Source organism: Stenotrophomonas sp. S4 (assembly GCF_054187805.2).
The window spans coordinates 2775560-2799378 of record NZ_CM196188.1 but is presented as its reverse complement, the minus strand read 5'-3'; the positions used below and the strand labels follow the sequence as shown (position 1 = coordinate 2799378).

Here is a 23819-nt window from a genome sequence, read left to right as displayed (position 1 = left end):
CTGCCGTGCCTGTTCCGTGAGTCGCCGCCGTGTCCCTGCGCCCCCTGCTGCTGTCGCCCCTGCTGCTGTTGTCCGCCTGTGCGAGCGCGCCGCCTCCGCCGCCGGCCCATTCCGATGCGCTGTGGCGCCTGATCGAGCGTGACTGCCAGTCGGCGGAAGGCCCGCGTGGCAGCTGCCTGCGGGTGGAGACCGCGGCCGACCGCCGCGACGTGCTGGTCAAGGATGCGCACGGTGACTACCAGTTCCTGCTGATGCCGCTGGACAAGGTCAGTGGCATCGAGAGCCACGGCCTGTACCAGCGTGGGGCACCCAACTATTTTGCGGCCGCCTGGCAGGCGCGCGGTCGTACCGAACAGGCCCTGGGCCAGCCGTTGCCGCGCAGCGTGGCCAGCCTGGCGCTGAATTCCCCGCACGGCCGCTCGCAGCACCAGCTGCATATCCATGTCGACTGCCTGCGCGCGGATGTGCTGCAGGCCCTGGATGCACATGCCGGTGCGCTCGGTCCGCGCTGGTCACCGTTGCCGGTGCCGCTGCGCGGGCATCAGTACCAGGCCTATCTGCTGCCCGGTGCGGAACTGACCGCCAATCCGCTCAACCTGCTGGCCTATGGCCTAAGCGGCGTGGGCGATGTGGGCCAGTGGAGCCTGGTGGTGGCCGGACGCGATGACGTGCAGGGCGGCCCCGGCTTCATCCTGCTGGCCACCCGCGTGGACGCCGCCAGCGGCAACGATGCCAGCGGCGAGGAGCTGCAGGACCATGCCTGCACGGTCTTGACCGGTGCCGGTACGGCACTGGAGCGGGTGCGCTAGCCGACCCGCTGCTGGCAGCTGCGCCAGGCCGGCGCGGTCAGCGCCAGCAGCTGGCGGTCATGCCATCCCTCCGCATCCAGATGGTGGTCGCGCAGGATGCCTTCGCGGGTGAAACCGTGCGCCTGCAGTGCTTTGGCGAACGGAGTGGTGCAGCCCGGCGGCAGCAGCACGTAGATGCGGTGCAGGCCGACATCGTCGAACAGGAAGGGACACAACGCCTGCAGGGCAGCCTGCGGGTGAACATGCTGGTGCTGCAGTGACCGCAGCTCGGCACAGCGCGAATGCAGGGACTGCAGGCGGATGTGCAACTGGTCCAGCAGGGCGCCCTGGGTATCGTCGAATACACCGAGCACCAGCTGGTCGTTGTCCTCCTGCAGGCGCGAGCGATGAATACTGGCGAGGAACCGCGCCTCCTCATCGACGCCGGGGGGATGCCGCTGGCCGCGTTGGCGGCGATCGTCGAAGGCGCGCCAGCGCGGCAGGTCGGTGCGCTGGAACGAGCGGAGGGTGACCGGCGCGGCCTGCAGTTGCAGCAGGTGGCGGCGCAGGACTGGTCGCAACGGGGTGAGGTGGGTGTCGTGGGTACGGATGATCATCCCGGCACGATGGAAGCGCCGGCCGCGCCAGGCCATGCAATTCATTGCAAAAGTGCGGCCATGCTCTGGACCCGTCTGATTCGGTTCAGGCATAAGCCCATCAGGGCTGGTCATTTCCGTTGAAACCACCCATTCAGGACACTTTCGTTACGGGATCGTTATGTGTCGCACAGGCCACGGCTCCCCGTACCACCCGCCCACTCCCCCAGGAAGCCCATGTCCGCCTCCCACAAGGCGTTGCGCCCGCGTCCGCTGGTGCTCGCGCTGTCGTCCCTGATGCTGGTCTCGCTGCCGGCCTTCGCGCAGGAAAGCGCACCCACCACACTGCAGGAAGTGAAGGTCACCGGCTCGCGCATTCCACGTGCCAGTGTCGAGGGACCCTCGCCGGTGACGGTGATCAGCCGTGAGCAGATCGACGCGCAGGGTTACCGCAACGCCTTCGACGCGCTGAGTGCACTGACCGAGAACACCGGCAACGTGCAGGGCGAGGACTTCGGCAATACGTTCACGCCGGCCGCCAACACCATCAACCTGCGTGGCCTGGGCCCGAACCGCACGCTGGTGCTGGTCAACGGCCGCCGCCAGGCCGACTACCCGCTGGCCTACGAAGGCTCGGTGAACGTGGTCAACCTGGCCAATATTCCCAGCGCCCTGATCGAGCGCATCGAAGTGCTGGCTGCCGGTGCGTCAGCGGTGTACGGCTCCGACGCCATTGCCGGTGTGGTCAACATCATCCTCAAGGACCGCTTCGAGGGCGTGGACGTGAACGTGCGCGCCGGTGGCACCCAGCAGGGCGGCGGTGACAACCAGCGCGTGCAGGTGGTCGGCGGCACGTCCGGCGAGCGCTGGGACGGCCTGTTTGGTTTCGAGTTCGATGTGCGCAAGGCGATCCACGCGCGCCAGCGCGACTTCATGGATTCGCTGGACGATGACCCGGCCGGCAAGGCACCGCAGGCAACGGCGATCGCCTATCGGCGCAACGCGGCCACCGGTCGCAACATCGATCCGGGCGTCACTGGCTGCGACGCAGCGTCGGGCATCTATGGCGGCAGCGTGTTCCGCGCCAACAACCCGCGCCTGGGCGCGTACTGCGGCAGCAACGAGGCGGCCGCCAGCTACTGGACCGTGCAGACCGAGAAGCGCAACCTCAATGGCTACGGCCTGCTGACCTTCCATCTGGACGAGCACACCGACCTGTTCGCCGACCTGGCGGTGGGCAGCGCACGCATCAGCAACAACACCCGCGCCCCGACCTGGACGTCGTCGCGCAACTACTTCTACAACCAGAACACCGGCAACCTGGAGAGCTGGTACCGCCGGTTCGCGCCGGAAGAGATCGGGGGCCTGCCGCGCAACGCCAACCGGTTCCTGGAGAACTCGTGGTCGTTCAACGTGGGCGCGCGCGGCCAGATCGGCGACAGCGGCTGGGACTATGAAGCGGTCTACAGCCGGTCGCGCTACGAGAACCGCACCCGCCGCCCGGTGCTGCTGGCCGGCATCAACGAGTACCTGCTCGGCCCGCAACGGGGCGTGCGCAACGGCGTGGAGGTCTATGCGCCGGATCCGTCGCGCCTGTTCCAGCCGCTGACGCCGAACGAATACGAGGGCCTGTCCGGCTACCAGGAAAGCCGCAACGCGGCGTGGCTGCAGACCTTCAGCGCCAGCGTCAACGGTCGCCTGTTCGCGCTGCCGGGCGGCGATGCTGCGCTGGCAGCGGTGGTCGAGGCCGGCAGCCAGGGCTACCGCAACCGCCCGGACCCGCGCCTGGGCACCGGCGAGTTCTGGAACACAAGCGCCGGTATCGGTGCCGGCGGTGATCGTGACCGCTATGCGTCCGGCGTGGAGCTGCAGTTGCCGTTGTTGAAATCGCTGACCACCACGCTGGCCGGCCGCTACGACCAGTACCGCGCAGGCGGCGAGCACATCGGCAAGGCGACGTGGAGCTTCGGCGTCGAGTTCCGCCCGATCGAGAGCCTGTTGATCCGTGGCTCGGCTGCGACCAGCTTCCGGGCGCCGGACATGAACTACGTGTTCGCCACCGAGACCCGCGGCTACAACCCGGGCATGACCGACTACTGGCGCTGCCGCACCGCAGGCCAGTCGTATGACAACTGCGACTACAACGGCCTGTCGATCGACTACGGCAACCGTGCCAACGCGCAGCTGCAGCCGGAAACCGCCAAGTCCTATGGTTTCGGCGTGGTCTGGTCGCCGCTGTCCGGACTGGATTTCACTGCCGACTACTACGACATCCGCATCGACAACGAGGTGACCAGCCTCGATACCAGCCGCATCCTGCGCGACGAGGCCGATTGCCGCCTGGGCCGCACGCTGGGCGGCGAGACGCGTGATATCGGCTCGCCGTTGTGCCAGGACGCGCTGTCGCGGGTGATCCGCAATCCGTCCAACGCCACGGTGCAGCCGGACCAGGTAACCCGCGTGCTGATCAACCCGATCAACGCGGCCTCCGAGTCGGTGCGCGGCCTGGACCTGAAGGGCAACTGGCGCTTCGATGCCGGCCGCTACGGGCGCTTCACCACGCGCCTGGCCTACACTGTGGTGCTGGAGCACACGTACCGGCAGTTCTCCGATGACCCGGAGCGTGACATCCGCAACTCGCTGGATGACTACCAGTGGCGCAGCAAGGCCAACGGCAGCATCACCTGGAACCAGGGTGACTGGACCACCACGCTGTATGGCAACCGCTTCGGTTCGCTGCCGAAGACCGATGGCAGTGGCCGCATCGCACCGTACATGACTTACAACGCCAGCGTGTTCCGCCAGTTCGGCGAGAACCTGTCGGTCGGCGTGATCGTCAACAACCTGCGTGACAGCCGCCCGCCGGCGGACAGGAACGGAGGCGGCTGGCCGTTCTATCCGGTCGGCAACTACGACCCGTATGGCCGCCAGTACTGGCTGCAGCTGGACTACCGGTTCCGCTGATCCGGTTGGCAAACAGAAGGCCCGGGAATGCCGGGCCTTGTGTTGTGTCGATATCCGCTGCGATGGCGCGCTGGTCGCCTAGGGCAGCGCCTGCTGCAGGTACGACTCGATGACGTAGCTGAAGGGCTGCTGCTGGCGGTCGCGCAGCAGGGCCCGCACTTCCAGGATCACGCCGTGGTCGCCTTCACCGCGCGGTGGCCAGAACGTCTGGTCGGCCAATGTCTGGCGCTGGAAGCCGAGCGGGCCGACCACGCGGCCGAAGGGTTCGTCGCTGCTGTCCAGCACCTGGTTCATGGCCGGGCTGAGATGGCCGGGCAGGTACCAGTTGTCGGCCTCGGAGAGCACGCGGCTGCCACAGACCAGCTGCACGCGGCGATAGCGCAGCTCGGTGCCGGGTTTCGCGCCCAGTGCCTGCAGCACGTCGGCCGGTGCCGTCTTGTCCTGGCCGTGCACGCGCACCGCGCGCACCCGTGCCTGTTCGGCCAGGCCGTGCTCGGCGCACCAGTGTTCCAGGGTGGCGGTCGCGCTCTGCCCGGACAGCACGCGCTGGTGCAGGCGCTCGACCAACGCCGCCGGGGCGATGCGCTGTTGGCCAGGCGGCGCCTGCAGCGGCGCGGTGGCGGCCGCATCAGTGGCGGACAGGCTGGCGATCGGGGCAGCAGCCAGCAGGGACGCGGCCTGCCAGCGGCGGAGGCGATCGTGGCGGTCGGACGGGCCCATGCGGCATCACAACGGAAACAGGCGCCCATGTTACCCGTTCAGGGGTGTGCACGGCGTGGCTGCGACCGGTTGTCGCAGGGGGAATCATCGTTTTGATGAATGTGTGGCATCCAGATATTTCGTTGGCCGATGGCGGTGCCGGCGCGCAGGATGGCGGCCATGACTTGGCTTTCCGGGAGTTTCCGATGACGCTTCAGTTCGTCCATGGCGCGGTTGATCGCGACGGCGCGCCGCTGCATTTCCATATCCGTGAGGGGCGCATCCACGGCCTCAATGGCGCTGCGGTGCCGGCCGAAGGGGCGGAAAGCGTCGACTTGCAGGGCTATGCCGTCCTCCCGGGCCTGGTTGACGGCCACATTCATCTGGACAAGAGCTTTGTCGGCGACCGCTGGCATCCGCACCAGCCGGTGAACAGCCTGCGCGAGCGGCTGGCGGTGGAAAAGGCCGCCGTGGCGGCCGCCGCGCCGATGGCGGACCGCGCCGAGGCCTTGATCCGCCAATGCAGTGGCTTCGGCACCGTGGCGATGCGCTGTCACGTCGATATCGACGGCAGCACTGGCCTGCGCCACCTCGAGGCCGTACGCGAGGCGGCGCTGCGCTGCGCCGACATCATGCGCATCCAGCTGGTGGCGTTCCCGCAGGCCGGGGTGATGTCCTGCCCGGGCACCGCCGCCGTACTGGAGCAGGCGCTTTCCGCGGGCGTGGAAGTGCTCGGTGGCATCGACCCGACCACGCTCGATGGTGATGCCGAAGGCCAACTGGCGCTGCTGTTCGGTCTGGCAGAACGTTATGGCGTGCAGCTGGACATCCATCTGCACGAGCCCGGTGAGACCGGCCTGGCCCAGCTGCTGCGCATCGCCGCGCGGACGCGGGCCGCCGGGCTGCAGGGGCGCGTTGCGGTCAGCCATGCCTATGCGCTGGGTGAAGTGCCGCTGGCACGCGCGCTGCAGGTGGCCGAGGCGCTGGCGACGGCGGGCGTGGCGATCATGAGCAATGCCCCGGGCGACCATCCGTTCCCGCCGCTGCGCGCACTGCATGATGCCGGCGTGCGCGTGTTCGCCGGCAACGACAACATCCGCGACTGCTGGTGGCCGTACGGCAACGGCGACCTGCTGCAGCGGGCGATGCTGCTGGGCTACCGCTCGGGCTTCTACACCGATGCCGATCTGATGCTGGCGCTGGACATGGTCACCACCCATGCCGCGCAGGTGATCGGGCTGCCGCAGCACGGCATTGCCGAAGGCCGGCCGGCGACGTTCGTGGCGGTGCGTGGCGACCACGGTCCGGCGGCCGTGGCTGCAGTGCCGGTGGAACGACGCGTGGTAGTTGATGGCCGTTGGCTGTAGATCCACGCTGTGCGTGGATGACTGTGGCCGCGCGGTGGTTCCATCCATGCATGGCGTGGATCCACCCATCACGCCACGCCAGTTCCGGTTGCGCCGAGCCATGCTCGGCGGCTTCTCAGGCGTAATCGTCGGCGCGGGTAGCGACGAACTCTTCCAGCCACGCCAGCAGATGGGCGATGTCGATGACCTCACCCTGTTCGACGCGCTTGAGCAGCAGTGTGCTGGCGCCGATCTGCAGGCTGCTGTCGGCGTAGCGCAGCACCGCGTCGATGCCCCAGGCATCGGTGACCTGCATCCAGGCCAGGCCGGGCACGCGTTGGGCCAGGGTATCGCTGAACGCCACGCCCAGTGCTTCCCAGCCGTCGCAGTCGTCACGATCAATCAGCTCAGCATCGACCACGCGCTGCAGCGTGGTGGCCGCCAGTGGCCATTGCACCGGCAGCGTCGGGAAGCCGGCGGCCACGCGCGCGGCGATCAGCGAGCGCTGGTGCTGCAGGTGCGTCTGCAGGGCGGCGGGCAGGGGGTCGAAGCGGGCGGGGGTTTCGTCGGACATCACAAAGCGCCGTGGAGCACGGAAACAGCGCGCACTATAGGGGGCGACGCGTGATTTCCGTGCGACAGGCGTGATCAGATGTCGATGATCAATGCGCGGATTTCATCCGTATGTGGCGTGGATCTGCAGTGCAGTGCTCAATCCGGTTCGCGCTGTACCTGCCGCCACAGCTCGCTGGCCAGCGCACGCACCGCATCATCGGCATCGGCGCGATGCAGCAGGCCGATCTCGTAGTTGTCGATCACCGGCAGGTCGCGCTCACCATCGATGATGCGGTGATCGCGGGCAACCGCACGGCGCGGCAGCAGGCTGATGCCGATGCCGTCGGCGACCGCCCCCTGGATGCCGCTGAGCGAGGAACTGGTGAAGGCAATGCGCCAACGCAGGCCCAGCGCCTCCACGGCGTGGATCATCTCGTCGCGGTACAGCCCGCGGGGTGGGAACGTGACCAGTGGCAGCGGGTCCTGCAGCAGGCAACTGCTGCGCAGGCTGTCGATCCAGTGCATCGGCTCGCGGCGGCAGTGCACCGCCTGGCGGCTGTTGCGCCGCTGCTTGACCAGCACGAGATCCAGTTCGCCGTGGTCGAAGCCGTGCGCCAGGTCGCGGCTGAGGCCGCTGCTGATTTCCAGTTTCACCTGTGGGTGGCGGCGGCTGAAAGCGGCCAGCATGCGTGTGGTCTGCGCGTTGACGAAGTCCTCGGGGACACCGATGCGCACCGCGGTTTCCACGGTGGCGCCCGCCAGCGCCTGTGCCATTTCCTCGTTCAGGTCGAGCATGCGCCGCGCGTAGCCGAGCAGGGTGTGGCCGGCGTCGGTGGGGTGCACATCGCGGTGCCCGCGCTCGAGCAGGCGATGCCCGGCCAGTTCTTCCAGCCGGCGCACCTTCTGGCTGACCGTGGACTGGGTCGAATGCAGGCGCGTGGCCGCCGTGGTGAAGCTGCCGCAGTCGGCCACCATCACCAGCGCCCGCAGCAGGTCCAGTTCGAACAGGGTTCTATTCGATTTGCCACTGTCTTGCATTTGAACATTTCACTTCTGGATACCGAGGCCGACTTCTACCATGCAGGACAGGGGCCGGCAATGCCCGGCTGTTGCTACCGTCGCCCGGCGTTCCGAGGCGACGGACAGGAGGAAACACCGTCATGCGCTTCCATTGTTCCCCCGCCTGGCCTGCGCAGTTCACGCGCGTGCTGTTGCTGTGCCTGCTGGCCATGGTGACCCCTGCCTGCACGGCCACGTCCAGGGCTGACGCGGATGCGCGCCTGCGGGACGCCGCCAGCCGGGGCGACGCCGATGCGGTGCGGCAGGCGATCGAAGATGGCGCCACGCTGGAGGCGCGCGATGGTCAGGGCCGCACCGCGTTGCTGCTGGCCACGCATGGCAACAAGGTGGATGCCGCGCGCGAGCTGATCGAAGCCGGTGCCGACGTCAATGCCAAGGACGCGCTGCAGGACAGCGCTTATCTGTACGCCGGCGCGCGTGGCCTGGACGAGATCCTGGCGCTGACCCTGGCGCACGGCGCCGATCTGCGCAGCACCAACCGCTATGGCGGCACCGCGCTGATTCCGGCCGCCGAACGCGGCCATGTCGCCACCGTACGTACGCTGCTGCGCGCGGGCGTGGCGGTCGATCATGTCAACCGCCTGCACTGGACCGCGCTGCTGGAAGCGATCCTGCTCGGCGATGGCGGCGCGCGCCACGTGCAGATCGTGCAGCTGCTGCTGGATGCCGGTGCCGACCCGGAGCTGGCCGATGGCGATGGCGTAACGCCGTTGGCCCATGCGCGCCAGCGCGGCTATACCGGAATTGAAACCCTGCTGCGCCAGCACGGCGCGGTGCGCTGAACCCCAACCCCTTCCACCCGCACGCGGGTCGTGCCTACCAGGATGCCGTCCATGTTCCGTTCCCGTCCGCTGTCCCTTGCCATCCTTCTTGCGGTGGCGCCGTTGTCGGCCTCCGCCGCCGAGCGCGCCGACCTGCTGATCCGCAATGCCACCGTGGTCGATGTCGAGCACGCCAGCACGCTGGCCGGGCAGAGCGTGGTGATCCGTGGCGAGGACATCGTCGCCGTCGGTCCGGATGCACAGCTGCGCAGCCAGTGGAGCGCGGCCCGCCAGATCGATGCCAAGGGCAAATACCTGATCCCGGGCCTGTGGGACATGCATGTGCACTTCGGTGGCGGCCCGGCGCTGATCGAAGAGAACAAGGCGCTGTTGCCGCTGTACATCGCGCACGGCATCACCACGGTGCGCGATTGCTCCGGTGATCTTCCCGAACAGGTGCTGCAGTGGCGTGGCGAGATCGCCAAGGGCACGCTGTTTGGCCCGCGCCTGCTCAGCTCGGGCGCGAAGATTGAAGGCATCAAGCCGGTCTGGAAGGGCACGATCGAAGTGGGCAGCGAGGCCGACGTCGACAAGGCGATCACCCGCCTGCAGCACGACAAGGTCGATTTCGTGAAGATCACCGACAGCACGTTGAAGCCGGAACTGTTCCTGTACTCGGCCAGTGCCGCACGCAAGGCCGGATTCAAGGCCTCGGGCCACATCCCGATGGCGCTGACCGTGGAGCAGGCGGTCGATGCCGGCCTGGCCTCGATCGAGCATCTGGACTAGGCATTCAAGGCCGGCAGCAAGGACGAAGCGCAGATCGCCGCCGACTTCGGTGCCGGCCGCATCGACCGCGCCGAAGCCAACCGGCGCCTCGACGCCAGCTTCGACCGCGACACTGCGATGCACGCGTACCGCGATTTCGCAAAGCGCGGCGTATTCGTGACCCCGACCCTCAACGGCGGCCGCATCCTCGACTACCTCGACCAGGATGACCACGCCAACGATCCGTACCTGGCCTACATCGGCCCGGGCCTGCGCGCGACCTACCAGTGGCGCGTCGACCGTGCCGCCAAGGCAACGCCGGCGCAGATCGAAGCGCGCCACGCGCAGTACCACCAGGTGGCGGCGGTGCTGCCGATGCTGCAGGAAGCCGGCGTGACGATCATCGCCGGCACCGATGCGGGCTTCCTCAACTCGTTCAATTTCCCGGGCATTGCCCTGCACCAGGAGCTGCAGCTGTTCGTGAAGGAAGGCCTGAGCGCTCCGCAGGCGCTGTCCGCCGCGACCCGTTCCGGCCCGGCCTGGTTCGGCCAGATGAACCGTTATGGTGGTGTCGCGCAGGGCAAGGCCGCCGATCTGGTGCTGCTGACCGCCAACCCGCTGCAGGACATTGCCGCCACCGAAAAGATCGACAGCGTGATCCTGCGTGGCAACGTGTATGACCGCGCCGCGCTGGACAAGATGCTTGCAGATACCAAGGCCAAGGTCGCGGCGTGGAATGCAGAGGCTGCGAAGGCGCAATGATGGACAGGGTCAGAGCCCTTCCCGGTGGGAAGGGATCCGACCCTGGGGCCTCGAACGGAATCCACGCATGGCGTGGATGATGCGACCGGTGGCCTAGCGCGGTGCCGGCCGCATTCCGTGCAGCTGCGGCAATGCGGCCTTCATCGCTTCGATGAAGGCGCGCAGCCGCGGCGGCTGCTGGCGCGCGGCCGGAAACACAACGTGCACCGGCAGTGCCGGCGCCTGCCAGTCCGGCAGCAACTGCACCAGCCGCCCGTGTGCGAGGTCGTCGGCCACCAGCCAGGCCGAGACCACGGCGGCGCCCAACCCAGCACGCGCAGCCTGCTGTACCACGAACAGGTTGTCGCTGAGCAGGCGCGGGCTGATCGAAAGGGTATGCGCGCGGCCCTGTGCGTCATGCAGCAGCAGGCGTTCGCGGTAGTAGGTGACCAGTGAGATCCATGGCAGTGCCTGCGCCTGTTCCGGTGTGCTGATCGCGGTGGCCTGCACCAGTGAGGGCGCTGCCACGACGATGCGCGGCACTTCGGCGAGCGGCAGTGCGACCACGCGCGGTTCGTCGACCGGTCCCACCCGCACCGCGCAGTCGATGCCTTCTGCGATGAAGTCCGGGCGACGATCTTCAAGGATCCACTCCAGGCTCAGCTGTGGGTGCTGGGCGAGGAACGCGAGCATGGTCGGCAGCAGCTGCGCCTGGCCGAAGGCGTGCGGCACCATCACCCGCAGGCGTCCGCGCAGCGTTTCCGGTTCGCCGTGCAGTTCGGCCTGCAGTGACTCCCATTCGTCGACCACGCGTTGCGCATGGCGCTGGCAGCGGAGGCCATCCTCGGTCAGCTGCAGTCCATGGGTGGAGCGCTGCAGCAGACGCAGGCCGAGCTGTCGCTCCAGGGCCTGAAGGCGACGGCTGACTGTCGGCTGGGTAGTGCCCAGCTGCACGGCCGCGGCAGACAGGCTGCCGGCGTCGACGATGCGCAGGAAGGTGCGCAGCAGATCCAGGCGATCCGCACCGGTAGCAAGGTCATTCATGCGTGCGACGTATGGAGAGTATGCAATGAAGCCTACTACAGACGTCATGCGAATACCGGCAGGATACGCCCACTTCCTCCACCGGACTCCCCCCATGTCTACCCCCTCGCTGTCCGTCGCTGCAGCACCCGCGACCGCACCCTCCACCCCGCTGGTGCTGGCGATGGCGGCCGGTGCCGGCTTCTCGGTTGCCTCGCTGTACTACAGCCAGCCGATGCTGGGCCTGATTGCCCAGGACCTCGGCGCAGGTGAGCGCGCCGCCGGCCTGGTACCGACCCTGACCCAGCTCGGCTATGCGCTGGGTATCCTGCTGCTGGCGCCCTTGGGCGACCGCATCGACCGCCGCAACCTCATTCTGTTGAAGTCCGCATTGCTGGCGCTGGCATTGGGCGGTGCAGCGATGGCCGGGCACCTGCCGGGCCTGCTGATGGCCAGCCTGCTGGTCGGGCTGATGGCTACGCTGGCGCAGGACATCGTGCCGGCCGCTGCGGTGCTGGCGCCGGATGCACAACGCGGACAGATCGTCGGCCGGGTGATGACCGGCCTGCTGCTCGGCATCCTGCTGTCGCGCGTGGTCAGTGGCGTGGTGGCTGAGGCATGGGGTTGGCGCACGCAGTTCGTACTGGCCGCGGTATCGGTGGCGGCGATGGATGCGGTGATGGCGCGTGCGCTGCCGCGTTTCGCACCGACCAGCACGCTGCGCTATCCGGCGTTGTTGGGTTCGTTGCTGGCGCTGTGGCGCGAGCAGCCGCAGCTGCGCCGTGCGGTGGCCAGCCAGTCGCTGCTGGCGGTGGGTTTCAGTGCGTTCTGGTCGACCCTGGCGCTGATGCTGCATGCCCGCCTGGGACTGGGTAGCGCGGCAGCGGGTGCGTTCGGTATTGCGGGTGCGGCCGGCGCGCTGGCCGCACCATTCGCCGGCCGTTTCGCCGATCGTCTGGGGTGCCATGCGGTGGCACGGCTGGCGATCGCGGTGGCGCTTTTGGGCTTCGGCCTGCTGCTGGCCGAAGCCTGGTTGCCGGCTGCTGCGCTGCTGCCGCTGCTGGTGGTGAGTGCGCTGCTGTTCGACTTCGGTTTCCAGTCGGCCCTGGTGGCGCACCAGACGCTGGTCTATGGCCTGGTGCCGCCGGCACGCAGCCGCCTCAATGCGTTGCTGTTCACGGGCATGTTCATCGGCATGGCGGCCGGTGGTGCGCTGGGCAGCCTGGCGCTGGCGCAGTGGGGGTGGCACGGCGTGGCCTGGTTGGCGGTGGTATGCGCGGGCGGCAGCCTGCTGCTGCGTTTGAAGTAAGGGGGGGCGGCAGGGCTTGTAGCCCTGCACCTGCGGTAGTGCCGCCCGCTGGCCGGCGACAGCACAAACAGCGGGTTTCCTGTAGGTAGGCGGGGGGGGGGGCGGTTGCGGGGGACGCCGTGAATCCGTCCATGGAGGCTCGGTCGCGCCTTGCTCGTGTGCACTGTCCTGCGCACACGGCAAGACCGGGGTTGGGCGTCCTGCCCAACCCGCCCGAGGCATGCCTCGGGCCCATGGCGCTCACGCCCCCGCAACCCGACCCACCCCGCCTTCGACAGCTTCCTGCGGTGTGTTGGAACGGCTCTGACCCCAGATGTATTTCGAGATCTGACAGCTTTCATCCACGCATGGCGCGGATCTACCGTGTCGACCAAGGTCGACACCTACCAACCGCCATCGGAATCTGTCAGAGGTGGGGCGGTGTCGGAGTGCGGGGTGTCCGCGGCATGGATGCCGCGGCCAAGCCCCCAAGGATGGGTTTACGGCGTCCCCGCAGTCCGACACCGCCCCGCCATCCCACGGAATGCACGCTTCTGCTGTTGCTGTTGAGGTTGCCGGCCAGCGGCCGGCACTACCGCGGGTGCAGGGCTGCAAGCCCTGCCGAACAAGCCCCTAATCGTGACCGCTGTCGTCCAGGCTGATGATCCCGCGCCGTAGCGCCTGGGTGACTGCATGCGTGCGGTCACCCACCCCGAGCTTGTCCATCAGGCTCTTCATGTGCGCCTTCACCGTCTGCTCGGAAATCTGCATGCGCTCGCCGATGCGCTTGTTCGACAGCCCGCTGGCTACATGCCGCAGCACTTCGGTCTCGCGGGGCGACAACCGGTCCTCCACCACGTGTGCAGCGATGCTCGCAGCGACTGCCGGGGGTATCGGTGCGCGCCGGCCACCGGCCACCATGCGGATGGTATCGACCAGCTCATGGCGCAGCATGTCCTTCAGCAGGTAGGCGCTGGCGCCGGCCTGCAGCGCCCGCACCGCGCGTACGTCACCGCGGTAGGTGGTCAGCACGATGATGCGTGCACGCGGATCCATCGCGCGGATCCGCACGATGGCCTCGACGCCATCCAGGCGTGGCATCTGCAGGTCCATCAGCACGACGTCCGGTTGCAGCTGCTGGTAGCGCGCGATGGCTTCCTCGCCATCGGCGGCCTCGCCGAGCAGGCGGAGGTCGGAATGGGCGCCCAGCAGCGCCGCCAGGCCGTCGCGCAGCAGCGGATGGTCGTCGACCACCAGCACGCCGATCGGGGCAGGGGACTCAGTCATGGTGGGTTCTACTCCAGGGCCAGCGCCAACGTGATGGACGGCGGTGATACAGGCGCCGGGCAGGAACCGCCAGCGCGACTTCGGTGCCCAGGCCGGGCCGGGTCCACAGCTGCAGTTCGGCGCCGAGGCGCTGCGCACGCTCACGCATGCCCTGCAGGCCCCAATGGCCATGGCCGGCATTTTCGTCGTCGATGCCGACGCCATCGTCGCGCACGTGCAGCAGGAAACACCGCGTGCCGTAGGACAGCTCCACTTCGATGGCGTTGGCATGGGCATGACGCAACGCGTTGCGGATGGCTTCGCGTCCGATCAGGAACACTTCCTCGGCGGCATCGGCCTGCAGCGCTGGTGTTGCGCCTTCCACGGTCAGGCGCAGCGGATTGGTGCCGTGCCCGGCGTATTCGGCGTGAACATCGGCCAGCGCCGAAGCGAGGTCGCGGCCCGCGAAAGGACCGTCGCGCAGTGCGTTGACCCGCTCGCGACCCTCGGCCAGGTTGCGTTCGGCCAGCTGCATCGCCGATTCCAGCTGGCTGCGCACCATGTCCGGGGTCTGCGGCGACTGGCTGATCGCGTGCAGGCGCAGGATCAGGCCCTGGCTGCCCTGCAGCAGGGTGTCATGCAGGTCGCGGGCAATGCGTTCGCGTTCGCCATGGCGTTCCTGCAGGCGCGCGCGGAACAACGCCGCCAGCTGCCCGCTGCGGATGCGCACCGCCATCGCCAGCAGCGCGAGGATCGCGGCCGCGCACAGCAGCTTGAACCACACGGTCTGCATGAAGGTGGGCGCGATGCGGAAGCTGCGGCTGGCCGGCGCGGTGCTCCAGATGCCGTCCTCATTGGCGGCTTCCACCTCGAACCGGTAATTGCCCGGTGCGAGGTTGGTGTAATACGCGCGGGTGCTGCTGCCGGCATCCTGCCAGCCGTCGTCGACGCTGGACAGGCGATAGCGGTAGCGGTTGCGCTCCGGGCGCGCCAGCGACAGCGCCACGTAATCGATCTGCAATTGGCTGGTGCCGGCCGGAAGGCGCAGGCCATCGCGCAGTGGCTCGTGCTCACTGCCATACAGCACTTCGCCGATGCGCACGCTGGGCGCCATGGTGTTGACGTGCGAGCGGGTGGTGTCCAGCCAGGCCAGGCCCTGGTTGGTGGCCAGCCACAACAGGCCATCGTTGGCCAGTGCGGTGGTGGCGATCGGTCCGCTCTGCAGGGCGATGCCCGGCATGCCATCCACTGCATCGAACAGGCGCGGCGTCACCGGCTGCCCGCTGCGCAGGGCGCGCCGCAGCTGATCGCTCCCCAGCCGGACCAGGCCACGACTGCCATTGAGCCAGAGGTAGCCCTTTGCATCGGCGACCATGCCGGTGATGCCTTCCATGACGCCGGCCATGTCGGTGCTCACCTGGACGAACCGACCATTGCCCAGGCGCACGGCCAACCCGGCCTCGCCAGCAACCAGCAGCAGGTCCTGATGATCGAGTATCGCCGTGATCGGCCCGACCGACAGGCCGTGGTTGGCGTCGAAGGTTTCGATGCGCGTCGCCCCGATGCGGCGCAGCCGGCCGTCTGCATAGCCGAGCAGCAGCTGGCCATGGGCGTCCAGCGCCAGTGACGAGCAGGCCTGCTCGGGCAGGCGGCGTTCGCGTTGCCACTGGTCGTGCTGGTAGTGCAGCACCCCCCGTTCGCCGGTGCAGACCCAGGCCTGCTCGTCGTCGGGGAACGCCAGGGCATGCAGTGGTTGCCCGGTGAAGGGCGCAGGCAGCGGAATCTGCGTGGTGCGGCCGGCCACGGTGCGTGCAAGGTTGATCCAGTCGAACTGCCAGATCGGGGTGGGTGCCTGGCGCGCGGCGGCCTGCAGCTGCGTGGCACTGCCATCGAGCAGGGTGCGTCTGAGGTCGTAAGGCTTGAGGTCTTCGCCATAGCCATACACATGCCCATCGCTGGCCCGCACCAGTGAGCGGTAGGGATCACTGGGACCTGCCGCCAGCGTGTGCACGCTGCGCGCGCGGAAGCGGTTGAGGCCGAGATTGGTGCCGACCCAGAGATTGCCTTCGCGATCGACGATGATCGGCACGGCCGAGGTGGCGGTCAGCCCGTGTGGCGAATCGAAGCGCTCCATGCGCACGGCGCGGTCACCATCGAAGGTGACGCGGGCGACACCGCCATGCGGGCTCATCGTTGCCCACAGCGCGCCATCGGCAGTGAACTGCAGGCGCGCAGCCACCAGCTCCGGCAACCGCCGCGCCTCGCGCTCGCTGTCCGGCAGCAGGCCCTGCGCGTTGGCCAGCGGCGAAGTACCGCGCACGCGGTCGGCCAGCCACACTTCACCCTGCGGACTTTCGGCCAGCGTCGCCATCTGCGAGACGGCGATGCCGGTGTCTTCGAACGCGGTCTGGCCTGCCGCGCGCATCCAGACCTTCAGGTCGGCCAGGACCCAGAACGTGTCCCGGCTGTCGTGCAGCAGCCATTGCACGCGGTGTTCCGGCACCCCCATGCCAGTGGGCAGCGGCTGCCAGCGCTGGCCATTGAACTCGCGTAGTCCACCATTGATCGCGGCCCACAGCCGGCCGTCACGGTCCTGGCTGAAGTGCGGGACCACACCCACCGGCACGCCCTGGTCGCGGCCGTAGTTGTGCAGCTGGCCGCGCGCGAACTGGCTGATGCCGGCCTGGAAGTAGCCGATCCACAGTGCATCGTCGCGATCCAGCGCAAGGGTGACCATGTTGGTGGACGGGAAATGGCTGCCCGCGGGAGGTGCCTGGCGTTCAAAACGACGACCGTCGAAGCGGTACAGCCCCGAGCCGGTGGCCAGCCACAACAGGCCGTCCCGGTCCTGGGTGATGTCCCAGATATCGCCGGGCGCGCCCTGGCCGACGCGCCAGGCCGTGTGCTCGTAATCGGGCAACCCGCCGCTCACCGGTGGGCGCTGCACGGCAAGGGCGGGCAGGGCGGTCAACAGCAGCAGGCAGGTCAGCAGCGTCCGCAGGCGACGTTGCAACGGGAAGGGGCGGCCACGCATGGCGCGCATTCTGGCAGGTGTGGGGCAGCCCGGGGTGACCCGAACGGGGTAGGCGGCGGGCGCCGCCGTCGGCTATCACGCCGGCATGTCCTCTGGAGCCCGGCCATGCAGCGCCTGTTCGTGATGTTCCCCGACCGCGGTCCGGGCATCGGCCTGCTGTGGCTGCGGCTGTGCCTGGCCGCCGCATTGTGCACGCCGGGTACGCATGCAGGCTGGCTGTCGGCGCTGTGCCTGCTGGCGGTGGCGATGCTCGCGCTGGGCGTATTGACGCCGCTGGCGGTAGTGCCGGCAACACTGGGCCTGTATGCACAGGCACTGCCGTGGCCACTGGTGGTGTTGCCGCTGGCCTTGCTGGCGCTGGGCCCGGGTGCCTATTCACTGGATGCGCGGCTGTTCGGTCGTCGCCGGCTCGGCCATCGACCTCCCCCATTCGGGTAGGTGCCGGCCTCGACCGACGGGGGTAGGGCATCGCCCGGCGCACACGCACCATGGGCCACCCCTTCGCGGCGCCCCACATGGCCACTGTTTCCCCGCCGGCTTCGCCCGCTGCATCGCTGGCCCCGCACCAGGCGGCGGCATTGCAGCGCGCCCTGCGCTACGTCGACGAGCATCTGTCACAACCGTTGCGGGTGACCGAACTGGCGCAGGCCGCCTGTGTCAGCCGCTTCCACCTGGTGCGCCTGTTCCGCACCGGTACCGGCGCCAGCCCATTGCGTTATGTGCGTCGTCGCCGCATCGAGCGCGCGCGGCAACTGCTGCCCGGCGCGCAGCTGCCGATGGCGTGCCTGGCGCAACAGCTGGGCTTCTTCGACCAGAGCCATTTCGTCCGCAGCTTCCGCGCCGAGACCGGCTGCAGCCCCGGCCAGTACCTGGCCGGTGATGCCGCCCTGTTGCTTCCCCCTGATCATGTTTCCAACGGAGTCCATCCATGAGCCTTGCCACCGCCACGCCCGCCCCGGCCCTGCTGTCGCCCACCGACCATGCCCTGGTGCTGATCGACTTCCAGTCGCAGATGGCGTTCGCCACCCACACGATCGACATCTCCGCGCTGCGCAACAACGTGTCGCTGATCAGCAAGGGCGCCAAGGGCTTCAACGTACCGGTGCTGCTGACCACGGTGGCCGAAGCGTCGTTCTCCGGCCCGATGTTCCCGGAACTGCCGGAGATCTTCCCGGGCCAGACGGTGTTCGACCGCACCTCGATGAACACCTGGGAAGACCAGGCGGTGATCGATGAGATCAACCGCATCGGCAAGCGTCGCCTGGTTGTTGCCGGGCTGTGGACCAGCGTCTGCATCGTGGGTCCCGCGCTGTCGGCGCTGGCGCAGGGCTTCGAGGTCTACGTGATCACTGATGCCTGCGGCGATGTCAGCGAAGAGGCCCACGAGCGTGCGATCACCCGCATGGTGCAGGCCGGTGCGGTGCCGATGACCAGCGTGCAGTACCTGCTTGAGCTGCAGCGCGACTGGGCACGGGGTGAGACCTACGAGCTGACCACCGGCATTGCCCGCGACCACGCCGGTGGCTATGGCATCGGCATCCAGTACGCCAAGCGCATGTTCGGCGCGCAGGAAGGCGGGCACTGAGCATGCTGGCTGGCCATGGCCTCGACCTGGCCCTGCTGATGCTGCGCGTGGCGGCAGGAGGCTTCCTGCTGCCGCACGCGCTGGGCAAGCTGTTCGGCTGGTTCGGTGGACCGGGGCTGGCCGGCTTCGCCACCGAGCTGCGTGGCTTCGGCCTGCCAGCGGTGGCTCCGCTGCCGCTGCTGCTGGCCCTGCTGCAGGTGCTGTCCGGGCTGGCCGTGCTGCTGGGCTGGCAGACCCGTGTCGCCGCGCTTGCGGCGGCCGCCTTCATCGGCTTCACCGTACTGTTGGCCCTGCCCAGGGGCTGGTTCTGGATGCGCGGTGGCAGCGAGTACCCGTTGATGTGGACCACGGTACTGCTGGCCCTCGCGCTGACCGGGCCCGGCGCCTGGGCACTGGACGGCCAACGCCTTCCAGGAGACCTCGCATGAGTCACGATCCACTCGATCAGGGCCGCCGCAACGTGGTGCTGGCTGGCAGCGCCGCTGTTGCGCTGGGCCTGGCCGGTCGTGCCGGTGCCGCACTCGATTCCACTTCCAAGGAGCGTCGCATGAGCACGCTGGTCATCCGCAATGCCCGCATCACCACCCTCGACCCTCAGCAGCCGCATGCACAGGCGCTGGCCGTGCAGGACGGGCGCATCGTTGCCGTTGGCAGCGACGAGGAGATCATGCGCGGCTGGGGCAACGAAGCGACCCTGGTCGACGCGCAGGGCCGGCGCCTGCTGCCCGGGCTCAACGACAGCCATACCCATCTGATCCGCGGTGGCCTGAATTACAACCTGGAGCTGCGCTGGGACGGCCTGCGTTCGCTGGCCGACGCGATGGCGATGCTCAAGGCGCAGGTCGACCGTACCCCGGCGCCGCAGTGGGTGCGCGTGGTCGGTGGCTTCACCGCCGCGCAGTTCAACGAGAAGCGCCTGCCCACGCTGCAGGAGCTCAACGACATCGCGCCGGACACGCCGGTGTTCCTGCTGCACCTGTATGACCGGGCGCTGCTCAATCGTGCCGCGTTGCGCGCCTGTGGCTACACCAAGGACACGCCGGATCCACCGGGTGGGCAGATCGTGCGTGACTCGCTCGGCAACCCGACCGGGCTGCTGCTGGCCAAGCCCAATGCGCTGATCCTGTACGCGACGCTGGCCAAGGGCCCACGCCTGCCGATCGAGTACCAGGCCAACTCGACCCGCCATTTCATGCGCGAACTGAACCGGCTCGGCATCACGTCGGTGATCGATGCCGGCGGTGGTTTCCAGAACTATCCCGAGGACTACCAGGTCATCGAGCAGCTGCATCGCGATGACCAGCTGACGGTGCGCATCGCCTACAACCTGTTCACCCAGAACAAGGGCAAGGAAGTGGACGATTTCCGCGGCTGGAGCGAGATGCTGCAGCCGCGACAGGGCGATGACCTGCTGCGCCACAACGGTGCCGGCGAGATGCTGGTGTTCTCCGCGGCCGACTTCGAGCTGTTCAACGAGCCGCGGCCGGAACTGCCGCCGGAGCTGGAGCCGGAACTGCACGACGTGGTGAAGCTGCTGGTCGAGAAGCGTTGGCCGTTCCGCATCCATGCGACCTACGACGAGAGCATCACCCGCATCCTTGATGTGTACGAACAGGTCAACCGCGAGGTGCCCTTCGATGGCCTGCACTGGTTCATCGACCACGCCGAGACCATCACCCCGCGCAACATCGAACGCATCCGCGCGCTGGGTGGCGGCATCGCCGTGCAGCATCGCATGGCCTACCAGGGCGAGGCCTTTGTCGAGCGCTACGGCGTGCAGGCGGCGCGGCATACGCCGCCGGTCAAGCGCATGCTGGCCGAAGGCGTGCCGGTCGGTGCCGGAACCGATGCCACCCGTGTGGCCAGCTACAACCCGTGGGTGGCGTTGTCCTGGCTGGTGACCGGACGCACCGTGGGCGGGCTGGCCCTGTATGGCGATGAGAACCTGCTCGAACGTGAGCAGGCGCTGCGCCTGTGGACCCAGGGCAGCGCCTGGTTCTCCGGCGACGAAGCGGTGAAGGGCACGCTGAAGGCCGGCCAGCTCGCCGACTTCATCCTGCTTTCGGCCGACTTCTTCCGCGTGGATGATGCGCAGATCGCCGACATCACCAGCGTGTTGACCGTGGTTGGCGGCCGCATCGTGCATGCCGACGCCGACTATGCAGGGCTTGCGCCACAGCTGCCGCCGGCGATGCCCAACTGGTCGCCGGTCAACAGGTTTGGTGGCTACCATGTCGGCGGTACCGCCACCGGGTTGGCCGCCGCGCATCACCACCATCACGGTGTGGCCTGCAGCACCCACGGCGCGCACGGCCATGCGGCCCGGCATGCTGCACCCACCGACGACCTGACCGCGTTCTGGGGCGCGATGGGATGCTCGTGTTTCGCGTTCTGAGCCTGGCGCTGCTGGCCGTGCCCTCGCTGGCGCTGGCCTGCGACGGCGGTCACTGCAGTGACGCGGGCGACGGCGAACTGCAATGGGACGCGTCGCTGCGCGTGCGTGGCCTGTACTACGACCCGAGCCGGTTCGGCGTTGGCGGTGGCGAGGATGGCTATGGCCTGCTGCGCGCGCTGGCCTCGGCCACCTATGTGGAAGAGACCTGGCAGGCAAAGCTGCAGCTGGGCGTGCATGCTGAGAATGGCAAAGCCGGCGGCCCGGGCCGCACCGACCGCAGCGCGCTTGATGTGCAGCAGGCGTACTGGCGCTGGCAGCACGGTGGCCTTCATCTGCAGCTGGGCCGGCAGGAAGCCGGCTACGGCAGCTCACGGCTGCTGTCGGTGCGCGATGGACCGAACATCCGCCTGGCGTTCGACGGTGCACGTGCAGGCTGGAAAGGTCGCCTGGGCACGCTTGATCTGATGGCGCTGCGTCCGGTGGAGAACCGGCCGGGCGCCTTCGATGATCGCGGCGAACACGGCGCCCATCTGTGGGGTGCCTATGCCACCACGGCGCGTGGACAGGGCGCGGGACAGTGGGATCTGTACCTGCTGGACTACCGCCGCGACGGCGCGCGCTTCGCCGCAGGCAGCGGTGCCGAACGTCGGCAGACCCTGGGCACGCGCTGGTTCGGCCAGGCCGGTGCACTGGACTGGAACAGCGAGCTGGTGGCGCAGGGCGGTGAACTGCGGACGACCGCCGGCACGCTCGATATCCGCGCCTGGACGCTGGCTACCGATACGGGCTGGCGCTGGACGAACCTGCCGCTGCAGCCGCGGCTGGGGCTGAAGGCGGACATCGCCAGTGGCGATGGAAATCTGCAGGATGGCCGCCTGGGAACCTTCAACGCCCTGTTCCCGAAGTCGGCCTATTTCAGCGAGGCCAGCCTGCTGGCCCCGGCCAACCTGATGGACGTCCAGCCGACCCTGACCCTGCGCCTGCACGACGCGGTGACGACGGAACTGGGCGTACAGATGGCCTGGAAGCATCGTCGCGCGGATGCGGTCTACACCACGCCCGCACCGCTGGTGGCGTTGCCGGGCAGCGCCGGCGGCGCGCGCCGCATCGGTACTCAGTACAAATCCGAAACCCGCTGGCAGGCCAGCGAACACTGGCAATGGCAGCTGCAGCTGGCCTGGGTCGATGCCGGGCCTGCACTGAGGCAGGCCGGTGGCCAGGACACGTTGTTCGCCTCGATCGTTGGAGCATGGCAATGGTGAACGCAACCGCGTCGCAACCCCCCGCACAGGCCGCAGGCGCCTGGTCCCCGCTGAAGATCCAGATGTTCCGCTCGATCTGGCTGGCGATCCTGGCCAGCAACATCGGCACCTGGGTCAATGACGTGGCCGCTGCCTGGGTGATGGCCGAGCGTACCGGCTCACCGTTGATGGTGGCCCTGGTGCAGTCGGCCACCACCGTGCCGATCGTGCTGCTGGCACTGGCCGCCGGAACCCTGGCCGACATCGTCGATCGCCGCAGGTACCTGCTGGCCACCCAGGGCTGGATGCTGCTGGTCGCGGCGGTGATGGCGGCACTGACCGCGATGGACATGCTGACCCCCCAACTGCTGGTGCTGCTGACCTTCTGCATGGGCTGCGGGGCGGCGATGGCGATGCCAGCGCAGGCCGCGATCGTGTCCGAACTGGTGCCGCAGCCGATGCTGGCTTCGGCGGTGGCGCTGAACTCGATCGGCATCAACATCGCACGCTCGATCGGCCCGGCCATCGGCGGCGTGATCGTCGCCCAGCTGGGCGCGGTCTGGGCGTTCGGCTTCAACGCCATCACTTTCGCCGCGATGCTGTTCGTGGTGTGGGGCTGGAAGCGCGACCCGAAGCAGTCCAGCCTGCCGCCGGAAGGGTTCGGTGCTGGCCTGAAGGCGGGCCTGCGTTATGCGAGCCGCGCCGGGCGGTTGCAGGCAGTGTTGATCAAGTCGGTCGGCTTCTTCTTCTTTGCCGCAGCGATGAATGCACTGCTGCCGGTGGTGGTACGCGGGCAGATGCATGGCGGGGCGGGGCAGTACGGCATGCTGCTCGGCTGCATCGGCATCGGTGCGGTGGGTGGTGCGTTGCTGCTGCCGAAGCTGCGCGCACAGATGGATCGTGACCTGCTGGTGCTGCTGGCCACCCTGTCGCTGGCCCTGAGCCTGGTCGGCCTGGCGCTGACCCGCAGCTGGTACGTGCTGCCGCTGGTGATGCTGATCAATGGCTTTGCCTGGATCACCGTGCTGTCGTCGCTGCAGATCGCCGCGCAGACCGCGGTGCCGGCGTGGGTGCGTGCGCGTGCATTGGCGTTGTACATCATGGTGTTCTCTGCCGGCATGGCTGCCGGCGGGCTGAGCTGGGGCGCGCTGGCACAGCGCACCTCGCCGGAACTGGCCTTGCTGGTGGCTGCCGCGGGTGCGGTGATCGGCGGATTGCTGGTGTGGCGCGTGCGCATCGCTGGTACCGAAGACCTGAACCTGCGCCCGGCGGGGCATTGGCCGGCCCCAGAACTGTCGGTACCGGTATCCAACGATCGCGGCCCGGTGCTGGTGACCATCGAGTACCGCATCGATGACGCTGATCGCGCCGCGTTCCAGGCGCAGATGCGCGCACTGGGCACGATCCGTCGCCGCGATGGCGCCGTGGTCTGGGGCGTGGTCGAGGATGTGGCCACCCCGGGCATCCACCTGGAATACTTCGTGACCCCGTCGTGGCTGGAGCACCTGCGCCAGCACGAACGCATCACCGCCGACGACAAGGCGATCCAGGAAGTGCTGCGCGGTCTGCATCGCGGCGAACGTGCACCGGTGGTGCGTCACTTCGTAGGCGGGCACGACCCGCTGCCGAAGACCGGCGTGCCACACCACCACAGCGATATCTGACCGAAAAAGGGGACGGAGGGGATTA

At 68.4% G+C, this 23819-nt stretch carries 19 protein-coding genes and 1 pseudogene; 13 read left to right on the top strand and 7 right to left on the bottom strand.

Annotated features, from left to right (window positions below; genetic code table 11):
* Positions 1-29: 29 nt before the first annotated feature.
* A complete protein-coding gene (locus ACUZUJ_RS13105) occupies positions 30-809 on the top strand; it encodes a CDP-diacylglycerol diphosphatase (RefSeq protein ID WP_049443348.1) in 780 nt (259 codons plus the stop codon).
* Here ACUZUJ_RS13105 and ACUZUJ_RS13100 read toward each other — a convergent pair.
* Entirely contained in the window at positions 806-1405 is a 600-nt protein-coding gene (locus ACUZUJ_RS13100) for a GNAT family N-acetyltransferase (RefSeq protein ID WP_049443375.1), read from the bottom strand. The two genes, ACUZUJ_RS13105 and ACUZUJ_RS13100, sit on opposite strands and share 4 nt — an antisense overlap.
* A 216-nt stretch (positions 1406-1621) precedes the next feature.
* Between ACUZUJ_RS13100 and ACUZUJ_RS13095 the strand changes: the two genes are divergently transcribed.
* Positions 1622-4348 carry a TonB-dependent receptor plug domain-containing protein gene (locus ACUZUJ_RS13095; RefSeq protein ID WP_458219857.1) on the top strand — a complete coding sequence of 909 codons (2727 nt, stop codon included), beginning with the start codon at positions 1622-1624 and terminating at the stop codon, positions 4346-4348.
* A gap of 78 nt (positions 4349-4426) precedes the next feature.
* On the opposite strand, the gene ACUZUJ_RS13090 is transcribed toward ACUZUJ_RS13095, so the two are convergent.
* Positions 4427-5068, bottom strand: coding sequence for a hypothetical protein (locus tag ACUZUJ_RS13090; RefSeq protein ID WP_014037548.1), 642 nt, complete (start codon positions 5066-5068; stop codon positions 4427-4429).
* A 185-nt stretch (positions 5069-5253) separates the two neighbouring features.
* Here ACUZUJ_RS13090 and ACUZUJ_RS13085 point away from each other — a divergent pair, with 185 nt between their 5' ends.
* Positions 5254-6414 carry an amidohydrolase family protein gene (locus ACUZUJ_RS13085; RefSeq protein ID WP_049443376.1) on the top strand — a complete coding sequence of 387 codons (1161 nt, stop codon included), beginning with the start codon at positions 5254-5256 and terminating at the stop codon, positions 6412-6414.
* A 115-nt stretch (positions 6415-6529) separates the two neighbouring features.
* On the opposite strand, the gene ACUZUJ_RS13080 is transcribed toward ACUZUJ_RS13085, so the two are convergent.
* Positions 6530-6967: a DUF3806 domain-containing protein gene (locus ACUZUJ_RS13080; protein ID WP_458219856.1), complete on the bottom strand. Its 438-nt coding sequence runs from the start codon at positions 6965-6967 to the stop codon at positions 6530-6532.
* Positions 6968-7104: 137 nt separating this feature from the next.
* Positions 7105-7986 (bottom strand): LysR substrate-binding domain-containing protein, encoded by an 882-nt coding sequence (locus ACUZUJ_RS13075; protein ID WP_458219855.1) that lies wholly within the window; start codon positions 7984-7986, stop codon positions 7105-7107.
* A 122-nt stretch (positions 7987-8108) separates the two neighbouring features.
* On the opposite strand from ACUZUJ_RS13075, the gene ACUZUJ_RS13070 reads away from it, so the two are divergent.
* Both ACUZUJ_RS13070 and ACUZUJ_RS13065 read left to right on the top strand, forming a co-directional pair.
* Positions 8109-8810 (top strand): ankyrin repeat domain-containing protein, encoded by a 702-nt coding sequence (locus ACUZUJ_RS13070; RefSeq protein WP_049443350.1) that lies wholly within the window; start codon positions 8109-8111, stop codon positions 8808-8810.
* A gap of 51 nt (positions 8811-8861) precedes the next feature.
* Positions 8862-10319, top strand: a pseudogene (locus tag ACUZUJ_RS13065) (amidohydrolase family protein).
* 93 nt (positions 10320-10412) lie between these two features.
* On the opposite strand, the gene ACUZUJ_RS13060 reads toward ACUZUJ_RS13065, so the two are convergent.
* A complete protein-coding gene (locus ACUZUJ_RS13060; RefSeq protein ID WP_458219854.1) occupies positions 10413-11342 on the bottom strand; it encodes a LysR family transcriptional regulator in 930 nt (309 codons plus the stop codon).
* A gap of 94 nt (positions 11343-11436) precedes the next feature.
* Here ACUZUJ_RS13060 and ACUZUJ_RS13055 point away from each other — a divergent pair, with 94 nt between their 5' ends.
* Entirely contained in the window at positions 11437-12630 is a 1194-nt protein-coding gene (locus tag ACUZUJ_RS13055) for an MFS transporter (protein ID WP_458219853.1), read from the top strand.
* A gap of 612 nt (positions 12631-13242) precedes the next feature.
* Here the strand turns inward: ACUZUJ_RS13055 and ACUZUJ_RS13050 are convergent.
* Together ACUZUJ_RS13050 and ACUZUJ_RS13045 are read right to left on the bottom strand one after the other, a co-directional pair.
* A complete protein-coding gene (locus ACUZUJ_RS13050; protein ID WP_049443353.1) occupies positions 13243-13896 on the bottom strand; it encodes a response regulator in 654 nt (217 codons plus the stop codon).
* Entirely contained in the window at positions 13889-16918 is a 3030-nt protein-coding gene (locus tag ACUZUJ_RS13045; protein WP_458220536.1) for a sensor histidine kinase, read from the bottom strand. Before ACUZUJ_RS13045 ends, ACUZUJ_RS13050 begins: the two co-directional genes overlap by 8 nt.
* 96 nt (positions 16919-17014) lie before the next feature.
* Between ACUZUJ_RS13045 and ACUZUJ_RS13040 the strand changes: the two genes are divergently transcribed.
* The 7 genes from ACUZUJ_RS13040 to ACUZUJ_RS13010 all read left to right on the top strand — a co-directional run bounded on the left by ACUZUJ_RS13040 (position 17015) and on the right by ACUZUJ_RS13010 (position 23794).
* On the top strand, positions 17015-17347 hold the full coding sequence (locus ACUZUJ_RS13040; protein ID WP_049443355.1) for a hypothetical protein: 333 nt from the start codon (positions 17015-17017) through the stop codon (positions 17345-17347).
* Positions 17348-17424: 77 nt separating this feature from the next.
* Entirely contained in the window at positions 17425-17841 is a 417-nt protein-coding gene (locus tag ACUZUJ_RS13035) for a helix-turn-helix domain-containing protein (RefSeq protein WP_049443356.1), read from the top strand.
* Positions 17838-18494, top strand: a complete 657-nt coding sequence (locus ACUZUJ_RS13030; protein ID WP_014037536.1) for a hydrolase — start codon at positions 17838-17840, stop codon at positions 18492-18494. Before ACUZUJ_RS13035 ends, ACUZUJ_RS13030 begins: the two co-directional genes overlap by 4 nt.
* Before the next feature lie 2 nt (positions 18495-18496).
* Entirely contained in the window at positions 18497-18922 is a 426-nt protein-coding gene (locus ACUZUJ_RS13025) for a DoxX family protein (protein WP_049443357.1), read from the top strand.
* A 119-nt stretch (positions 18923-19041) separates the two neighbouring features.
* Positions 19042-20889: an amidohydrolase gene (locus tag ACUZUJ_RS13020; RefSeq protein ID WP_201370063.1), complete on the top strand. Its 1848-nt coding sequence runs from the start codon at positions 19042-19044 to the stop codon at positions 20887-20889.
* Positions 20868-22151: an alginate export family protein gene (locus ACUZUJ_RS13015; protein WP_049443359.1), complete on the top strand. Its 1284-nt coding sequence runs from the start codon at positions 20868-20870 to the stop codon at positions 22149-22151. Before ACUZUJ_RS13020 ends, ACUZUJ_RS13015 begins: the two co-directional genes overlap by 22 nt.
* Positions 22145-23794 (top strand): MFS transporter, encoded by a 1650-nt coding sequence (locus ACUZUJ_RS13010; RefSeq protein ID WP_049443360.1) that lies wholly within the window; start codon positions 22145-22147, stop codon positions 23792-23794. Before ACUZUJ_RS13015 ends, ACUZUJ_RS13010 begins: the two co-directional genes overlap by 7 nt.
* The last annotated feature ends 25 nt before the right edge of the window (positions 23795-23819 follow it).